Source organism: Pseudomonas kitaguniensis (genome assembly GCF_009296165.1).
Taxonomy (GTDB): domain Bacteria; phylum Pseudomonadota; class Gammaproteobacteria; order Pseudomonadales; family Pseudomonadaceae; genus Aquipseudomonas; species Aquipseudomonas kitaguniensis.
Genome location: NZ_VUAZ01000078.1, coordinates 45,069 through 61,641, shown reverse-complemented (window position 1 = coordinate 61,641; position 16,573 = coordinate 45,069). Strand labels below are relative to the sequence as shown.

At 61.3% G+C, this 16,573-nt stretch carries 12 protein-coding genes and 1 pseudogene; 10 read left to right on the top strand and 3 right to left on the bottom strand.

The window, feature by feature from the left end; translation table 11 throughout:
- Positions 1-328: 328 nt before the first annotated feature.
- Both F0169_RS14395 and rimO read right to left on the bottom strand, forming a co-directional pair.
- Positions 329-796 (bottom strand): GNAT family N-acetyltransferase, encoded by a 468-nt coding sequence (locus F0169_RS14395; protein ID WP_152746891.1) that lies wholly within the window; start codon positions 794-796, stop codon positions 329-331.
- Between the two features lie 114 nt (positions 797-910).
- Positions 911-2,251 (bottom strand): 30S ribosomal protein S12 methylthiotransferase RimO, encoded by a 1,341-nt coding sequence (rimO, locus tag F0169_RS14390; protein ID WP_058413660.1) that lies wholly within the window; start codon positions 2,249-2,251, stop codon positions 911-913.
- A 289-nt stretch (positions 2,252-2,540) separates the two neighbouring features.
- Between rimO and F0169_RS14380 the strand changes: the two genes are divergently transcribed.
- The 3 genes from F0169_RS14380 (at position 2,541) to F0169_RS14370 (ending at position 6,134) form a co-directional block, all read left to right on the top strand.
- The gene (locus tag F0169_RS14380; RefSeq protein WP_122252113.1) at positions 2,541-4,442 is read left to right on the top strand and encodes a potassium transporter Kup; all 1,902 of its coding nucleotides are present in this window, start codon (positions 2,541-2,543) and stop codon (positions 4,440-4,442) included.
- Between the two features lie 131 nt (positions 4,443-4,573).
- A complete protein-coding gene (locus F0169_RS14375) occupies positions 4,574-5,680 on the top strand; it encodes an NADH:flavin oxidoreductase/NADH oxidase (RefSeq protein ID WP_152746890.1) in 1,107 nt (368 codons plus the stop codon).
- 268 nt (positions 5,681-5,948) lie between these two features.
- Positions 5,949-6,134 (top strand): hypothetical protein, encoded by a 186-nt coding sequence (locus F0169_RS14370; RefSeq protein ID WP_058413657.1) that lies wholly within the window; start codon positions 5,949-5,951, stop codon positions 6,132-6,134.
- A 52-nt stretch (positions 6,135-6,186) separates the two neighbouring features.
- On the opposite strand, the pseudogene F0169_RS14365 reads toward F0169_RS14370, so the two are convergent.
- A pseudogene (locus F0169_RS14365) lies at positions 6,187-7,814 on the bottom strand (glucan biosynthesis protein D).
- Between the two features lie 454 nt (positions 7,815-8,268).
- Between F0169_RS14365 and F0169_RS14355 the strand changes: the two are divergent.
- The 7 genes from F0169_RS14355 (at position 8,269) to cheB (ending at position 16,524) form a co-directional block, all read left to right on the top strand.
- Entirely contained in the window at positions 8,269-8,973 is a 705-nt protein-coding gene (locus F0169_RS14355) for a tellurite resistance TerB family protein (protein ID WP_152746889.1), read from the top strand.
- A 134-nt stretch (positions 8,974-9,107) separates the two neighbouring features.
- Positions 9,108-10,751: a methyl-accepting chemotaxis protein gene (locus F0169_RS14350; RefSeq protein WP_152746888.1), complete on the top strand. Its 1,644-nt coding sequence runs from the start codon at positions 9,108-9,110 to the stop codon at positions 10,749-10,751.
- Positions 10,751-11,263, top strand: a complete 513-nt coding sequence (locus F0169_RS14345) for a chemotaxis protein CheW (RefSeq protein ID WP_152746887.1) — start codon at positions 10,751-10,753, stop codon at positions 11,261-11,263. Before F0169_RS14350 ends, F0169_RS14345 begins: the two co-directional genes overlap by 1 nt.
- Positions 11,260-12,519, top strand: a complete 1,260-nt coding sequence (locus tag F0169_RS14340; protein ID WP_152746886.1) for a CheR family methyltransferase — start codon at positions 11,260-11,262, stop codon at positions 12,517-12,519. The genes F0169_RS14345 and F0169_RS14340 overlap by 4 nt, the downstream gene beginning before the upstream one ends.
- Positions 12,516-13,217 carry a chemotaxis protein CheW gene (locus F0169_RS14335; RefSeq protein WP_122252106.1) on the top strand — a complete coding sequence of 234 codons (702 nt, stop codon included), beginning with the start codon at positions 12,516-12,518 and terminating at the stop codon, positions 13,215-13,217. Before F0169_RS14340 ends, F0169_RS14335 begins: the two co-directional genes overlap by 4 nt.
- Positions 13,214-15,517: a hybrid sensor histidine kinase/response regulator gene (locus tag F0169_RS14330; RefSeq protein ID WP_152746885.1), complete on the top strand. Its 2,304-nt coding sequence runs from the start codon at positions 13,214-13,216 to the stop codon at positions 15,515-15,517. Before F0169_RS14335 ends, F0169_RS14330 begins: the two co-directional genes overlap by 4 nt.
- Complete coding sequence (gene cheB, locus F0169_RS14325) at positions 15,514-16,524, top strand: chemotaxis response regulator protein-glutamate methylesterase (protein ID WP_058413649.1); 1,011 nt, start codon at positions 15,514-15,516, stop codon at positions 16,522-16,524. The genes F0169_RS14330 and cheB overlap by 4 nt, the downstream gene beginning before the upstream one ends.
- Positions 16,525-16,573: the final 49 nt, after the last annotated feature.

The following is a 16,573-nucleotide window of genomic DNA, read 5'->3' as shown; positions in this document are numbered from 1 at the left end:
TTTGGGTGATGGCTTATATCGGTTTCCTGCCGGGTTACCCACGGATTCAAGCCTGCGTGCGCCATCGTGGTTTAACGGGGTGCTTCTCAGATCAAGATCACAAGATCAAAGCAAGAGCACGGCGGCCCGAAAGCCGAGCTGATTAGGTTGAATGCAGAACAAAAGCAGTTTTGCATACATCGGCAGAGTGTCTGCTTTTTTTGCTTTTTGTGGGAGGGGGCTTGCTCCCGATAGCAGTTTTACAGTTGATACATGAATTGACTGACCCACCGCCATCGGGAGCAAGCCCCCTCCCACAGTTTGACCGAGTTCGGCTTGGGGATTGGGTCTAAGCCCCGGTATCTTGCTGCCGGCGCAAGCGCATGTGCAGCAATGGATACGGCTGCCCGAGGCCATCATGCTCCGCGCGTCCGACCACCTCGAACCCCTGCTTGAGATAGAAGCCCAGCGCCTGCGGGTTTTGTTCGTTGACGTCCAGTGTATCCGCGTTCAAGTGCTCGATGGCATGGCGCAGCAGGTCTCGGCCCAGGCCTTGGCCGCGGTGCTGCGGGTCAATAAACAGCATCTCGACCTTACCCGCCGCCACCCCGGCAAACCCGGTGATGCGCTGGCGGGCGTCCTTGGTGCAGATCAGCATCACAGCGTCCAAATAGCGCGTCAGCACCAAGTCTTTAAGCAGCACGATGTAGCTGTCCGGCAAAAAATCGTGGGTCGCTCGCACCGAGTCTTCCCAGAGTTGCGCCAACTGCGCGTAGTCGCTGGTTTTAGCCGTGTGGATAACCGAATGCTGGCGCATGCCCGCTGCCCCTTGTCTCTCTGTGTATTGATGGGCAAAACGATAGACCTAAAAAAGCCCCGCATCTTCTCCAGAGGCAGGGCTTTTCAGGTTTTTTTAAAGCGCTTGACGCTATCAGTCGCGCTTTTCAGCCCACAGGTCGTACTCGTCGGCATCGGTCACGGTGCACCAGACTTTGTCACCCGGCTTCAAACCGCTGGCATCGTCGATAAACACGTTACCGTCGATCTCCGGCGCGTCGAAGAAGCAGCGGCCAACGGCGCCTTGCTCGTCAACTTCGTCGATCAGCACTTCGATTTCCTTGCCGATGCGCAGTTGCAGGCGCGCCGAGCTGATGGCTTGCTGGTGCGCCATGAAACGGTCCCAACGCGCCTGCTTGACGTCGTCCGGCACCACGGCCAGGTCCAGCAGGTTGGCCGGAGCGCCTTCCACCGGCGAGTACTGGAAGCAACCGACGCGGTCCAGCTGCGCTTCGGTCAACCAGTCCAGCAGGTACTGGAAGTCTTCTTCGGTTTCGCCGGGGAAGCCGACGATGAAGGTGGAGCGGATGATCAGTTCCGGGCAGATCTCGCGCCAGTTCTTGATGCGCGCCAAGGTTTTGTCTTCGAAGGCCGGGCGTTTCATCGCCTTGAGCACTTTCGGGCTGGCGTGCTGGAACGGGATGTCGAGGTACGGCAGGATCTTGCCGGCGGCCATCAGCGGGATCAGCTCGTCGACGTGCGGGTACGGGTAAACGTAGTGCAGGCGCACCCACACGCCGAGGCTGCTCAAGGCTTCACACAGTTCGGTCATGCGGGTTTTCACCGGCGCGCCGTTCCAGAACCCGGTGCGGTATTTCACGTCGACGCCGTAGGCGCTGGTGTCCTGCGAGATCACCAACAGCTCTTTCACGCCGGATTTAACCAGGCGCTGGGCTTCGTCGAGCACGTCGCCGACCGGGCGGCTGACCAGCTTGCCGCGCATCGACGGGATGATGCAGAAGCTGCAGCTGTGGTTGCAGCCTTCGGAAATCTTCAGGTAGGCGTAGTGTCGCGGCGTCAACTTGATGCCTTGCGGCGGCACCAGGTCGATCAGCGGGTTGTGGTTCTGAGGCGGCGGGACTACTTGGTGCACGGCAGTCACCACTTGCTCATACTGCTGCGGGCCGGTAACCGCCAGCACGCTCGGGTGCACGTTGCGGATGTTGCCTTCTTCGACGCCCATGCAGCCGGTCACGATGACCTTGCCGTTTTCCTTGATGGCTTCGCCGATCACTTCCAGGGACTCAGCCTTTGCCGAGTCGATGAAACCGCAGGTGTTGACCACCACCACGTCGGCGTCCTGATACGTGGACACGACGTCATAGCCTTCCATACGCAGTTGCGTAAGGATGCGCTCGGAGTCGACCAGAGCCTTCGGGCAACCCAGGGATACAAAGCCGACCTTGGGGTTGGCTTTTGCGATGGTGGTGGACATGTCTAACCTCGGTATTGAATGACGCCGCACGTCGGGCACGACAGGGCAGCGGATGGGCGCTTGGTACGCCTCTGATCAAAAAGTGCGCAATTCTAGCGACGGGCACCGCACTTGACCAGCTTTATGCAGGGAAATGCGACGAGTGCTGCGCTATGCTTCGCGCCGTTGCACGCGGGTATGAGTCCTGGGTCAATAAAACGTCTGTTACGAGAAGTAAAACAGCGCATGCTACGGTCAGCTTAGATGCGTTGTTTATAAAAGACCTCAGGTCAAAGGGCAGGAGTGGTTGATGGGTCAGGCAAAGAGTCAGGCAGCAGGTGCCGAGCATTCCAATGCAAAGCCGATTGGTATGCTGGTGGCGGCGGTCGGGGTGGTTTACGGCGATATCGGTACCAGCCCGCTTTATACCCTTAAAGAGGTATTCACCGGCGGTTACGGTGTGCAGGTCAATCATGACGGCGTGTTGGGGATCCTGGCGCTGATTTTTTGGTCGCTGATCTGGGTCGTGTCAATCAAATATATGCTGTTCGTGCTGCGCGCCGACAACCAGGGCGAGGGCGGCATCATGGCGCTGACCGCACTGGCACGGCGGGCGGCGGGGGAGCGCAAGAAGCTGCGCAGCTTCCTGGTGGTGTGTGGTCTGTGCGGTGCGGCGCTGTTCTATGGCGACAGCATGATCACCCCGGCGATTTCCGTGTTGTCGGCCGTGGAAGGCCTGGAGCTGGCGTTCGATGGCCTCGAAAAATGGGTAGTGCCGATCGCGCTGGTGGTGCTGGTGGCGCTGTTCCTCATCCAAAAACACGGGACTGACCGCATCGGCAAGCTGTTCGGCCCGGTGATGGTCACGTGGTTTCTGGTGCTGGGCGGCTTGGGCGTCTACGGCATCCTGCAGCAACCCGAAGTGCTGAGTGCGCTGAACCCGGTGTGGGGCGTGCGCTTTTTTATGGTTCACCCAGGCATTGGCGTGGCGATCCTCGGCGCGGTCGTGCTGGCGCTGACCGGCGCCGAGGCGCTGTATGCCGACATGGGCCACTTCGGGCGCAAACCCATCGCCCGCGCCTGGTTTATTCTGGTGCTGCCGGCGCTGGCGCTGAATTATTTTGGCCAGGGCGCGCTGCTGCTCGGTGACCCGGAGGCGGCGCGCAACCCGTTCTACCTGTTGGCGCCGAGCTGGGCACTGATCCCACTGGTGGTGTTGTCCACATTGGCCACGGTAATCGCCTCCCAGGCAGTGATTTCCGGCGCGTTTTCGTTGACGCGCCAGGCGATCCAGTTGGGTTATATCCCGCGGATGCACATTCAACACACCTCAAGCGCCGAGCAGGGCCAGATCTACATTGGCGCGGTGAATTGGTCGCTGATGGTCGGCGTGATCCTGCTGGTGCTGGGCTTTGAGTCGTCCAACGCGCTGGCGTCGGCGTACGGTGTGGCCGTGACCGGCACCATGCTGATGACCACCATTCTGGTGGCGGCGGTGATGCTGCTGCTGTGGAAATGGCCGCCGGTGTTTGCCGTGCCGGTGTTGCTCTGCTGCCTGTTGGTGGATGGGCTGTTCTTCGCCGCCAACGTGCCGAAGATCATCCAGGGCGGCGCCTTCCCGGTGCTCGCGGGGATCGTGCTGTTCGTGTTGATGACCACCTGGAAACGCGGCAAGCAATTGCTCGTGGAACGCCTCGACGAGGGCGGTTTGCCGCTGCCGATTTTTATCAGCAGTATCCGCGTGCAGCCGCCGCATCGCGTGCAGGGCACGGCGGTGTTTCTCACGGCGCGGCCCGACGCGGTGCCTCACGCGTTGTTGCACAACCTGCTGCACAACCAGGTATTGCACGAGCAAGTGGTATTGCTGACGGTGGTTTACGAAGACATTCCGCGGGTGCCTGCGGCGCGGCGTTTTGAGGTGGATGCGTACGGCGAAGGCTTCTTCCGCGTCATCCTGCACTTCGGCTTTACCGATGAGCCGGACGTGCCTGAGGCGCTGAAGCTGTGCCATCTGGACGATCTGGATTTCAGCCCGATGCGCACCACCTACTTCCTCAGCCGCGAGACGGTAATCGCCTCACGCATCCGCGGCATGGCGCGCTGGCGTGAAGGCCTGTTTGCGTTCATGTTGAAGAACGCCAACGGCAACCTGCGCTTCTTCAAGCTCCCGGTAAACCGCGTGATCGAGCTGGGCACCCAGGTCGAGATGTAAACCGCTGTAAAACGGGAGCCGGCAATCGGCTCCCGCGTTCCTTTCTGAACCCTGTGCGATCCAGCGTTGTCGACTAGGCTCAATGCACTGTTGTGTAGACGAGTGCCCACAGAACGCCCAAGAGGTGCGCCATGAGTCAGCTGCTCGAACCCTATACCCTGCGTCAATTGACCCTGCTCAACCGCATCGCCGTGTCGCCGATGTGCCAATATTCATCCGACGATGGCCTGGCCAATGACTGGCACCTGGTGCACCTCGGCAGCCGCGCCGTCGGCGGCGCCGGGTTGATTTTTACCGAAGCCACGGCGGTAACGGCCGATGGCCGCATTACTGCTCAGGACTTGGGCCTGTGGAACGACGCGCAGATCGAACCGCTGCAACGCATCACGCGGTTTATTGCCGCCCAAGGCGCAGTGGCGGGCATCCAGTTGGCGCATGCCGGGCGCAAGGCCAGCACTCATCGGCCGTGGATCGGCAAGCACGGCAGCGTCAAGCCGGAAGACGGCGGCTGGGTGCCGGTCGGCCCGTCACCGATTGCCTTCGACCCCAATCACACGCAGCCAACGCAATTGGATGAAGCGCAAATTCAGCAAGTCATCGCCGACTTTGTGGCCGCCGCCAAGCGCGCTCTGACCGCCGGTTTTGAGGTGGTGGAAATCCATGCCGCCCACGGTTACCTGCTGCACCAATTTCTTTCACCGTTGAGCAACCAGCGTCGGGATCAATACGGCGGTTCCTTTGAAAACCGCATTCGGCTGGTGCTTGAAGTGACCCAGGCCGTGCGTGACGTCTGGCCTGAGGACCTGCCGCTGTTCGTGCGTGTGTCGGCGACGGACTGGGTGGAAGACGGCTGGAACCCGGATGAAACCGTCGCGCTGGCGCGGCACCTGAAAGACCTCGGCGTGGACCTGATCGACGTGTCCTCGGGTGGTACCGCCGCCAACGCGGAAATCCCCGTCGGCCCCGGTTACCAGACGCGTTTTGCCGAGCGTGTGCGCAAAGAGTCGGGCATCGCCACCGGCACCGTGGGCATGATCACCGAGCCGGCGCAGGCCGAACACATCTTGCGCACTTGCCAGGCCGACATTATTTTCCTGGCGCGTGAGCTGTTGCGTGACCCGTACTGGCCGCTGCATGCCGATGATGACTTGGGCGGGCGCAAGGCGGTCTGGCCGGCGCAGTACCAGCGCGCGACGCATCGCGATCAGCCGATTCATGAGTCTGATCTAAGGGATTGATACGACGCGCGCTGCACCCAGAAACCCACCTTTGTCCGGTGGGTTTTTTATTGCCTCTCTCGTAGGAAAAGTCTGTAGGTCATTGTTACTCAAGCGATTTATTTAAGTTAATACTCTAAAAAAATCCCACGCGTGATGAGATTGTTTCTACTCTTAGGGTAAGTCTGATTGTTGGCCCAGCAAGCAAGGCTGTCGGTAACGGTCACGCGCCTCAGGGGACGCGGGCGATGGGCGCCAGGAGTCTTTTTGTTATCAGGAGAAACAGTCCATGGCCAAGTCGTATGGTGTAGCGGGTGAACTGGTGGTCTTTTTGACCCGCAGGGTGTTCGTGCGGGCTCGACGGTTAAGTTCGGACGAGGCTGAAATGCTCGCGCAGTACCGCGCCCTGAACGTGAGCGATCAGGTGGCGATGCGTTATCTGATTGGTGCGATGAAGAGCGTGTCGCGGTTCTGAACCGCGCAGTGGTGAACGCTAGGAGCGCGCATGCGCGCTCCTAGCGTGTGTATCAGGTGTACTTGCGCTTGTCCGGCGCAGGCGGGAAGTACTGGTACAGCCAGGTCTCACTCAAGGTGCGGTCCTGGGTGCGAATAAACAGCCGCAGCTCCACCGGTTCCACGCTGTCGCTGGTCGGGTACCAATCGAACAGAATGCGGTAGCCCTTGATGTTATCGAGTACCAGCACGCTGAAGTCTTTGACTTCACCGTGGGAGCAGGTCACCACCGGCTCGATCCCGGTGCCGGCCGGCAGGCGATCCAGGCCGCCGCCTTTGAAGTCCACGGCAAACCGGCGTGCCCACACCTCGGGGTAGTGTTCGCCCGGTGCCCAACCTTCGGTGAAACCGCCCATGCCGGAACGGGTCGCGTCGACCTGCGCCAGCGGTGTACTCACCGGTGGCAGCGCGCTCCAGTAGAGCTTGTAGCCATAGTTCAGCGAGTCGCCGGCGGCCACCGGTTTTTTCGGGGTCCAGAAGGCCACGATGTTGTCCAGGGTTTCGCCGGTAGTCGGGATTTCGAGCAGGTCGATCGAGCCTTCGCCCCACGCCGTCGTCGGTTCCACCCACAGGCTGGGGGCGCTTGCTGTACCAGTCCGACGGTGTCCTGGTAGCTGGCGAACTCATGGTCGGTCTGCACCAGGCCGAAGCCTTTCGGGTCGGTGTCGGCAAATGCGTTGAATTGCAGCTTGGCCGGGTTGTTCAGCGGGCGGCAGATCCACTCGCCATTGCCGCGCCACATCGCCAGGCGGTCTGAATCGTGGATTTGCGGGTGAATGGTGTCGCACATGCGCCGCTCAGCGGTGCCGCAGCTGAACATGCTGGTCATGGCGGCGATGCCCAATTGCTCGATGGCGGTACGCGCATTGATATGCGCGTCGATGGCCATCACGACCTGGCTGGCCTGGCAGTCGATGTCGAAGCGGTAGGCGCCGGTGGCGCTCGGCGAGTCGAGCAACGCGTAGACCACAAAACGCGTGGCGTCCTTGGCCGGGGTTTCGAACCAGAACTGCGTGAAGTCGGGGAATTCTTCGCGTTTTTTCGCGTAGGTGTCAATCGCCAGGCCGCGAGCGGAGAGGCCGTACTGGCCGCTGGCATCCACCGCGCGAAAGTAGCTGGCGCCGAGGAAAGACAGCACGTCATGGCGATCCAGTTCCGGTGCCTTGAACAGCTTGAAGCCTGCAAAACCCAAGTCGCCGGTCAGCTGCTTGGTGTCCACCGTGGTTTTTGCGTAGTTGAACAGCGACGGGCGGAAATGCACTTCGCGCGCCTCACGCGTCTTGGGGTCGACACTGTGCATGCGCACCGGCGTCTTGAAGCCCATGCCGACGTGGAAGAATTGCACGTCGAGTTGGCCGTTCAATTCCTTCCACAGTGAATGGTTGCCGTCGTAGCCGATGGCGTTGAAGTTCAGCGGCGTCATGCTCGCCAGCGTCGGCGGCAGCACCTGTTTAGTGTCTTTATAAGCCGTTCCGGCGAGTTGCTTGGCCTGGGCTTTGAGCGATTCGAAATCGAAGGCCACGGCCTTGCCATCGGCGGCGCGGTTCCCCGCCCAAGCCTGCGCAGCCAACAGCCCGCTGGCCGACAAACCGGTGTAAGCCGCAATGGCCATGGACGCTTTGAGCAAATTCCTGCGGTGCATAGAGACAACCTGTCGTGAGCAAATCCCGCGCCGTTCCTGGCACGTAATGGATCAGAAATTACGGTTCGGACATGCCTTCGGCCAAACGCAACGGACTATAAACAGACGCCAGATAGCTTAAGCGGTTCGATGCTGTAGGAAAATTGCTTGATAGCAGTGTGTGGGCGATGCATATGAAACAAGATTTTTCAGGCTCGCTTTCAAAGCGGCGCACGCTTCAGACGATCTCGCAAGCCCAATGCAGTCAACTGTGGGAGTGGGCTTGCTCGCGATGCAGGCACCTCGGTGCATCAGGCGTACCGAGTTGATGCTATCGCGAGCAAGCCCGCTCCCACAGAAAGCCAATCTGCTTGGCGGGTTACATCTGGAAGCACTCTAGATCTCGGCTTTTTGGCACTTAGTTTTACGCTGGGGGCCTATTGGTCCTACGAACCCAAGTGTCTGGAGGCTGTGAATGAATACCCGTGGATTGCTTGATCAGTTGCTCAAATCTGGCCAGGACATGCTGCAAAACAAAGCCGGCGGCCAGCGAAAGTCCGATGATAAAGGTGCCCTTGGCGGATTGCTCGGCGGTGGCGGGCTAGGCAGTTTGCTGGGCGGCGCGGGCGGTGGCGCGCTGGCGAGTGGGGCCATGGGGCTTTTGCTGGGCAGCAAAAAAGCGCGCAAATTCGGCGGCAAGGCCCTGACGTATGGCGGGTTGGCAGCGTTGGGGGTGATCGCCTATAAAGCCTACGGCAACTGGCAGGCGCAGCAGGCCAATGCTCCCCACGGCGAGCCGCAAACCATCGACCGCTTGCCGCCGGCGCAGGTTGAGCAACACAGCCAGGCCATTCTTAAAGCCCTGGTCGCAGCGGCCAAGGCTGACGGGCATGTGGACGCGCGTGAGCGGGCGCTGATCGAAGGTGAATTGACCAAGCTCGACAGCGATAGCGAGCTGCAAAGCTGGCTGCATGCGGAGTTGAACAAGCCTTTGGACCCGGCCGATGTGGCACGCGCGGCGGCCACCCCGGAAATCGCCGCCGAGATGTACATCGCCAGCGTGATGCTGGTGGACGAAGAAAACTTCATGGAAAAAGCCTACCTCGACGAACTGGCGCGGCAACTGAAACTTGACCCCGGATTGAAGGCCGAGCTGGAAAAACAGGTGCGTCTGAACTAATAACTATCTGCCGTGCCACATCTACATGTGAGAGGGGAGCTTGCTCCCCTCTCACATTTTGCATTCTGTGAACGCTGCAGCAAAAGCTGTTGATTAATGAAGGCTTCTGCTCAGCTATACTCCCCCTCATTTGAATGGCACTTCGAGGAATTACTGTGAAGAACTGGACCTTGCGCCAACGGATTTTGGCGAGCTTTGCGGTCATCATCGCGATCATGCTGCTGATGGTTGTGGTGTCCTACTCACGGTTACTGAAGATCGAAACCAGTCAGGTGGCCGTCCGTGACGATGCGGTGCCAGGGGTTTACCTAAGCTCGATCATCCGCAGCGCTTGGGTCGACAGCTATTTGCTGACCATCGATGTCATCGGCTTGCGCGACGACAAAACCCTCACCAATGCCGACAAGGCGGACTACAAGTCCTTCGAAGCGCGCATTCAACAACAAATGGCCAGCTACGAAAAAACCGTCTATGTACAGGCGGATCGGGCGGAATTCGATAGTTTCAAGGCCGCGCACGTCGCTTACAACAAGGTCCTTGCGGATGTAGTCGAGCGCATCGAGGCGAAAGACTTGCCCGGCGCCCGCAAGTTGTTGACGGAAAAACTGACGCCGATCTGGACCGAAGGCCGGATGAAACTCAACGACATCATCGCCGAAAACAAGGGCGTCGCCGACAATGCGACCGCCGCCATTGATGACGCCGTTGCCTCCGCCAAAATCAGCATGTTCGTGTCCCTGGCGTTCGCCATCTTCGCCGCCGCGCTCTGCGGCTTGCTGCTGATGCGCGCGATCACATCGCCCATGCAGCGCATCGTCGCAATCCTCAGCACCATGCGCGACGGCGACCTCAGCAAGCGCCTGAATCTTGAGCGCAAGGACGAATTCAACGCGGTCGAAACCGGCTTTAACGACATGATGACCGAGCTGACGGCCCTGGTGTCCCAGGCCCAGCGCTCTTCGGTACAGGTGACCACCTCGGTGACCGAGATTGCCGCCACGTCCAAGCAACAACAGGCCACCGCCACCGAAACGGCAGCCACCACCACCGAGATTGGCGCGACGTCACGGGAAATCGCGGCAACCTCCAAGGACCTCGTGCGCACCATGACCGAAGTGTCCAGCGCCGCCGACCAGGCCTCGGTTGCCGCAGGTTCCGGCCAGCAGGGCCTGGCGCGCATGGAAGAAACCATGCATTCGGTGATGGGCGCCGCAGACCTGGTGAACGCCAAGCTGGCGATCCTTAACGAGAAGGCCGGCAACATCAACCAGGTCGTGGTCACCATCGTCAAGGTGGCCGACCAGACCAACTTGTTGTCGCTCAATGCCGCCATCGAGGCCGAGAAGGCCGGTGAGTACGGTCGCGGTTTTGCGGTGGTCGCCACCGAAGTGCGGCGACTCGCCGACCAGACCGCCGTGGCCACTTACGACATCGAGCAGATGGTGCGTGAGATCCAGTCGGCGGTGTCGGCGGGCGTGATGGGCATGGACAAGTTCTCCGAAGAGGTGCGCCGGGGCATGTTCGAAGTGCAGCAAGTGGGTGAGCAACTCTCGCAGATCATCCACCAGGTACAGGCCTTGGCGCCGCGGGTGTTGATGGTTAACGAAGGCATGCAGGCCCAGGCCACCGGCGCCGAGCAGATCAACCACGCGCTGGTGCAACTGGGCGATGCCAGCAGCCAGACCGTGGACTCACTGCGCCAGGCCAGCTTTGCGATTGATGAACTGAGCCAGGTTGCGGTCGGTTTGCGCAGCGGCGTGTCGCGTTTCAAAGTCTGATGAGCGAATTCGTGGCTAAACGCGTCGGCGCACCCGCAGCCAAACAGGTGTTGTTCCTGACGTTCCACATCGGTGGCGAACGCTACGCCCTCAAGGCCACGGACGTCGCCGAGGTGCTGCCACGCTTGCCGCTAAAACCCATCGCCCATGCGCCGGAGTGGGTGGCCGGGATCTTCGCCCATCGCGGCGCGCTGGTGCCGGTTATCGATCTGTGTGCGCTGACCTTTGGTCAACCTGCCCAGGCGCGCACCAGCACGCGGCTGGTGCTGGTCAATTATCAGCCGCAACCCTGGGTTGAAGCGCGCTGGCTGGGGTTGATTCTGGAACAAGCGACGGACACCCTGCGTTGCGAACCCGGCGAGTTCAAACCGTATGGCCTGGACAACCGCGAGGCGCCGTATTTGGGCTTGGTGCGTGAAGATGCACTGGGTTTGACGCAATGGATTGGTGTGAATGAACTGCTCACGGAGCCCGTTCGCGCCTTGCTGTTCTCCGCCGAGTTGAGCCTATGAGCAACGACGCGCGCTTGTTCGCCTTCCTCAAAGAACGTATCGGGCTGGATGTCGCGTCGGTCGGTGAGGCGATTATCGAGCGCGCGGTGCGCCAGCGTATTCAGGCCATCAACGCGCAGACCGAGGATGATTACTGGCAGCGGCTGCAATGCTCGCATGACGAGCAGCAGGCGCTGATCGAAGCGGTGATCGTCCCCGAAACCTGGTTTTTTCGTTACCCCGAATCGTTTGCGACGCTGGCACGGCTGGCGGTGGCGCGTCTGGCCGAGATCAAGCAGATGCGTGCGCTGCGCATTCTCAGCCTGCCGTGTTCCACCGGCGAAGAGCCGTACTCGATCGCCATGGCCTTGCTGGATGCAGGGCTGGCGCCGCACCAGTTCAAGGTGCTGGGGCTGGATGTCAGCCCCCTGTCGGTGGAACGCGCCAAGCGCGGGGTGTATGGCAAGAATTCTTTTCGCGGCAGCTACCTCGAGTTTCGCGAGCACCACTTCACCGAAGAGGCTGACGGTTATCGCATCAACGACCGGGTGCGCGAACAAGTGCGTCTGCAGGTCGGTAACCTGCTTGATCCTGCGTTGCTGGCCAATGAGCCTGCCTATGATTTTGTGTTCTGCCGCAACCTGCTGATCTACTTTGACCAGCCAACCCAAAAGCAAGTGTTTGACGTGCTCAAGGGCCTGACCCACGTGGACGGCGTACTGTTTATTGGCCCCGCCGAAGGTAGCTTGCTGGGGCGTCATGGCATGCGCTCGATTGGCATACCGCAATCTTTTGCCTTCAGCCGGCATGTCGAGCCGGTCAAGCCTGAGCCTGCGCCCGTATTCCCGTTGGTGCCGATGCCTGCGCCACGCAACACGCCGCCGATGCCCAAGCCGCGCCCGTTCAGCACCGTCACCGCCCACGTGGCGCCGATCAAGGCGCCGCAAACCGAGGCTGGTGACCTGCTCACGCGTATTGCCACGCTGGCCAACGAAGGCAAAAGCGCCGAAGCCCGTGCTGCCTGTGAGCATTATTTAACCAGCCACCCGCCGGTCGCCCAAGTGTTTTACTGGCTGGGGCTGCTCAGCGATGTGGCGGGCAATGCTCTGGAAGCTCAGGGCTATTATCGAAAAGCCTTGTACCTGGAACCCCAGCATCCGCAGGCCTTGATGCACCTGGCCGCGTTGCTTGAGTCTCAGGGCGACAGTGCGGGGGCGCGCCGTTTGCAGGCGCGGGCCGCGCGTAGCGAGCGAGCCGACAGTGAGTCCAAACCATGAGTAGCCCAGACGCGCTCGATACCGCAGGCCTTAACCTGACCCTGGCCGACACGCACGCCATCGACGATTGCTGGAACCGCATCGGCATCCATGGCGACAAGTCCTGCCCGTTGCTGGCAGAGCATATTCATTGCCGCAACTGCTCGGTGTATTCCGCCGCCGCCACGCGCTTGCTCGACCGGTATGCCTTGCAGCAGGATGACCGCCGCCCGCAGGCGGCTGCCGAGCTCGGCACCGATGTGCTCACCCGCTCTCTATTGATGTTTCGCCTCGGCGAAGAATGGCTGGGTATCGCCACGCGTTGCCTGGTCGAAGTGGCGCCGCTGCAGCCGATTCACTCGCTGCCGCATCAACGTTCGCGGGCGCTGCTCGGCGTGGCCAATGTGCGTGGCGCGCTGGTGGCGTGCCTGTCGCTGGTGGAATTGCTCGGCCTGGACGCAACCAGTAACGGCGCCACTGGCGGACGGATCATGCCGCGCATGTTGATCATCGCCGCGCTGGATGGCCCGGTGGTGGTGCCGGTAGATGAAGTCGACGGCATTCATGCCATCGATGAGCGCACCTTGAATGCTGCGTCCGCCTCCGGCGCCCAAGCCAGCGCGCGCTATACCCAAGGTGTGCTGCAATGGAAAGGCCGCAGCCTGCGCTGGCTGGACGAAGCGCAATTGTTGTCCGCCGTGACCCGGAGCCTCACATGACCCCCGACCAGATGCGCGATGCCTCGCTGCTGGAGCTGTTCAGCCTGGAAGCCGACGCGCAAACCCAGGTATTGAGCGCGGGCTTGCTGGCGCTGGAGCGCAACCCGACACAGGCCGACCATTTGGAAGCCTGCATGCGCGCCGCGCACTCGCTGAAGGGCGCAGCGCGGATCGTCGGGGTGGACGCCGGGGTCAGCGTGGCCCACGTGATGGAGGACTGCCTGGTCAGTGCGCAAGAAAGCCGCCTGTACCTGCAACCCGAACACATCGACGCGTTGCTGCAAGGCACCGACCTGTTGATGCGCATCGCGACCCCCGGCAACGACGTGGGGCCTGCGGACATTGAAGCTTATGTGGCGCTGATGGAGCGCTTGCTCGCCCCGTCGCAACCGACCGCTAAAATCGCGCCACCGCCAGCGCCCGCAGTTGAGCCGACTGCGGCGCCGCTTTTAGAAACGCCGCCGCCTGTGTCCCAGTCCCACCCCGAGCCCGAGCCTGCGGCGCCCGTCACCCCCTCGCCGCCGCGCCAGAAAAAACGCATCACCGAAGGCGGCGAACGCGTCTTGCGTGTGACCGCCGAGCGTTTGAACAGCCTGTTGGACTTGTCGAGTAAATCCCTGGTCGAAACGCAGCGGCTCAAGCCTTACCTGGCGAGCATGCAGCGCCTCAAACGAATTCAAAGCCACAGTGTTCGCGCTTTGGACACGCTGGACGGCCAACTCAAGGCCCTGGACCTGAACCTCGAAGCGCAGGAGGCGCTGGCCGATACCCGTCGGCTGTTGAGTGAGGCTCAGGCGCTGCTGGCGGAAAAAACCGCCGAGCTGGATGAGTTTGGCTGGCAGGCCGGGCAGCGCGCCCAAGTGCTGTATGACACTGCACTGGCATGCCGCATGCGGCCTTTCGCCGATGTGCTGGTGGGGCAAGCGCGCATGGTCCGCGACCTCGGCCGTAGCCTCGGTAAACAGGTACGCCTGGAAATCGAAGGCGAAAAGACCCAGGTTGACCGCGACGTGCTGGAAAAACTCGAAGCGCCGCTCACGCACTTGCTGCGCAACGCGGTCGACCACGGCATCGAGATGCCCGACCAGCGCTTGCTGGCCGGTAAACCCGCGGAAGGGCTGATCCGCCTGCGCGCCTCCCACCAAGCCGGTTTGCTGGTACTGGAACTGAGCGACGACGGTAACGGCGTCGACCTGGAGCGCCTGCGCGGTACCATCGTCGACCGGCACCTGTCGCCGCTGGAAACGGCGTTGCGCCTGAGTGAAGAGGAGCTGTTGACGTTCCTGTTCCTGCCGGGTTTCAGCCTGCGCGACACGGTCACCGAAGTGTCCGGGCGCGGCGTCGGCCTGGACGCGGTGCAGCACATGGTTCGCCAACTGCGTGGCGCGGTGGTGCTGGAACAGACGGCGGGGCGCGGCAGTCGCTTCCACCTGGAGGTGCCATTGACCCTGTCGGTGGTGCGCAGCCTGGTGGTGGAAGTTGGCGAAGAAGCCTACGCGTTCCCCCTCGCGCACATCGAGCGCATGCGCGACTTGGCGCCCGACGACATTGTGCAGTTGGAAGGCCGTCAGCATTTTTGGCACGAAGGCCGCCACGTCGGTCTGGTTGCCGCCAGCCAATTGTTGCAGCGCCCGCCGGGGCACAACGTGCAAGAGACGCTTAAGGTGGTGGTGATCCGCGAGCGCGATGCGGTGTACGGCATTGCGGTGGAACGCTTTATCGGGGAACGCACGCTGGTGGTGTTGCCGCTGGATGACCGGCTGGGCAAGGTTCAGGATATTTCCGCAGGCGCCTTGCTCGACGACGGTTCGGTGGTGTTGATCGTCGACGTTGAAGACATGCTGCGTTCGGTCGATAAGCTGCTCAACACCGGCCGCCTGGAGCGCATCGCCCGACGCAGCCAACAGGCTACCGAAGCACCGCGCAAACGCGTGCTGGTGGTGGACGACTCGCTTACCGTGCGTGAGTTGCAACGCAAACTGTTACTTAATCGTGGTTATGAAGTGGCTGTTGCTGTGGATGGCATGGACGGCTGGAACGCATTGCGCTCCGAAGACTTCGACCTGCTGATTACTGACATTGATATGCCTCGTATGGACGGTATTGAATTGGTCACACTCTTGCGCCGTGATAGTCGCCTGCAATCGTTGCCGGTGATGGTGGTGTCGTATAAAGATCGCGAAGAAGACCGGCGCCGTGGACTTGACGCCGGCGCCGACTATTATCTGGCTAAAGCCAGTTTCCACGATGACGCCTTGCTGGACGCCGTGATGGAGCTGATTGGAGGCGCCCGGGCATGAGGATCGCGATCGTCAATGACATGCCCATGGCGGTAGAAGCCCTGCGCCGCGCGCTGAGTTTTGAGCCTGCGCATCAGTTGGTGTGGGTCGCCGCCAATGGCCTGGAAGCGGTGCAGCGCTGCGCGGAAGTGACCCCGGATTTGATCCTGATGGACCTGATCATGCCAGTGATGGATGGCGTAGAAGCGACCCGGCGGATCATGGCTGAAACGCCGTGCGCGATCGTGATCGTCACCGTAGACCGCCAGGCTAACGTCAGCCGCGTATTCGAAGCCATGGGCCATGGCGCACTGGACGTGGTTGATACACCGGCGTTGGGCGTGGGCAACCCCAGGGACGCGGCGGCGCCGTTGCTGCGCAAAATTCTCAATATCGGCTGGCTGATCGGCCAGCGCGGCAGCCGCGTACGCGCCGAAACCGCGCCCCAGCGCAGCGCGGGCACACGCCAGAGCCTGGTGGCGATTGGTTCGTCGGCGGGCGGCCCGGCTGCTCTGGAAGTGCTGCTCAAGGGTTTACCGCGCGACTTTCCCGCGGCCATTGTGCTGGTGCAGCATGTGGACCAGGTGTTCGCAGCCGGAATGGCCGAATGGCTGAGCAGCGCGTCCGGCCTGCCGGTGCGCCTGGCGCGCGAGGGCGAGCCACCACAAACCGGGGTGGTGCTGCTGGCCGGCACCAACCATCACATTCGCTTGTTGAAAAATGGCACGCTAGCCTATACGGCAGAGCCTGTGAACGAAATTTACCGGCCTTCGATTGACGTGTTTTTTGAAAGTGTCGCCAGCTACTGGAATGGCGACGCTGTCGGTGTATTGCTGACCGGCATGGGGCGCGACGGCGCCCAAGGGCTCAAATTGCTGCGTGAACAAGGATGTTTGACCATCGCCCAGGATCAGCAGAGCTCGGCGGTGTATGGCATGCCCAAAGCGGCGGCGGCAATTGATGCCGCTGTTGAAATTCGCCCATTGGACAGAATTGCGCCCCGATTGCTGGAGGTCTTTGCAAAATGATCAATAACTTCCGCAGTGCCGGCTTGCAGGTAGTAATTCAGGTGACTGC

Excerpts from the sequence above, each read along its gene's own strand:
- F0169_RS14345 (WP_152746887.1), top strand. The coding sequence starts at position 10,751 with ATGAGCGAATTCGTGGCTAAACGCGTCGGCGCACCCGCAGCCAAACAG.
- F0169_RS14330 (WP_152746885.1), top strand. The coding sequence starts at position 13,214 with ATGACCCCCGACCAGATGCGCGATGCCTCGCTGCTGGAGCTGTTCAGC.
- F0169_RS14380 (WP_122252113.1), top strand. The coding sequence starts at position 2,541 with ATGGGTCAGGCAAAGAGTCAGGCAGCAGGTGCCGAGCATTCCAATGCA.
- F0169_RS14395 (WP_152746891.1), bottom strand. The coding sequence starts at position 796 with ATGCGCCAGCATTCGGTTATCCACACGGCTAAAACCAGCGACTACGCG.
- cheB (WP_058413649.1), top strand. The coding sequence starts at position 15,514 with ATGAGGATCGCGATCGTCAATGACATGCCCATGGCGGTAGAAGCCCTG.
- F0169_RS14375 (WP_152746890.1), top strand. The coding sequence starts at position 4,574 with ATGAGTCAGCTGCTCGAACCCTATACCCTGCGTCAATTGACCCTGCTC.
- F0169_RS14335 (WP_122252106.1), top strand. The coding sequence starts at position 12,516 with ATGAGTAGCCCAGACGCGCTCGATACCGCAGGCCTTAACCTGACCCTG.
- F0169_RS14340 (WP_152746886.1), top strand. The coding sequence starts at position 11,260 with ATGAGCAACGACGCGCGCTTGTTCGCCTTCCTCAAAGAACGTATCGGG.
- F0169_RS14370 (WP_058413657.1), top strand. The coding sequence starts at position 5,949 with ATGGCCAAGTCGTATGGTGTAGCGGGTGAACTGGTGGTCTTTTTGACC.
- F0169_RS14350 (WP_152746888.1), top strand. The coding sequence starts at position 9,108 with ATGGCACTTCGAGGAATTACTGTGAAGAACTGGACCTTGCGCCAACGG.
- F0169_RS14355 (WP_152746889.1), top strand. The coding sequence starts at position 8,269 with ATGAATACCCGTGGATTGCTTGATCAGTTGCTCAAATCTGGCCAGGAC.
- rimO (WP_058413660.1), bottom strand. The coding sequence starts at position 2,251 with ATGTCCACCACCATCGCAAAAGCCAACCCCAAGGTCGGCTTTGTATCC.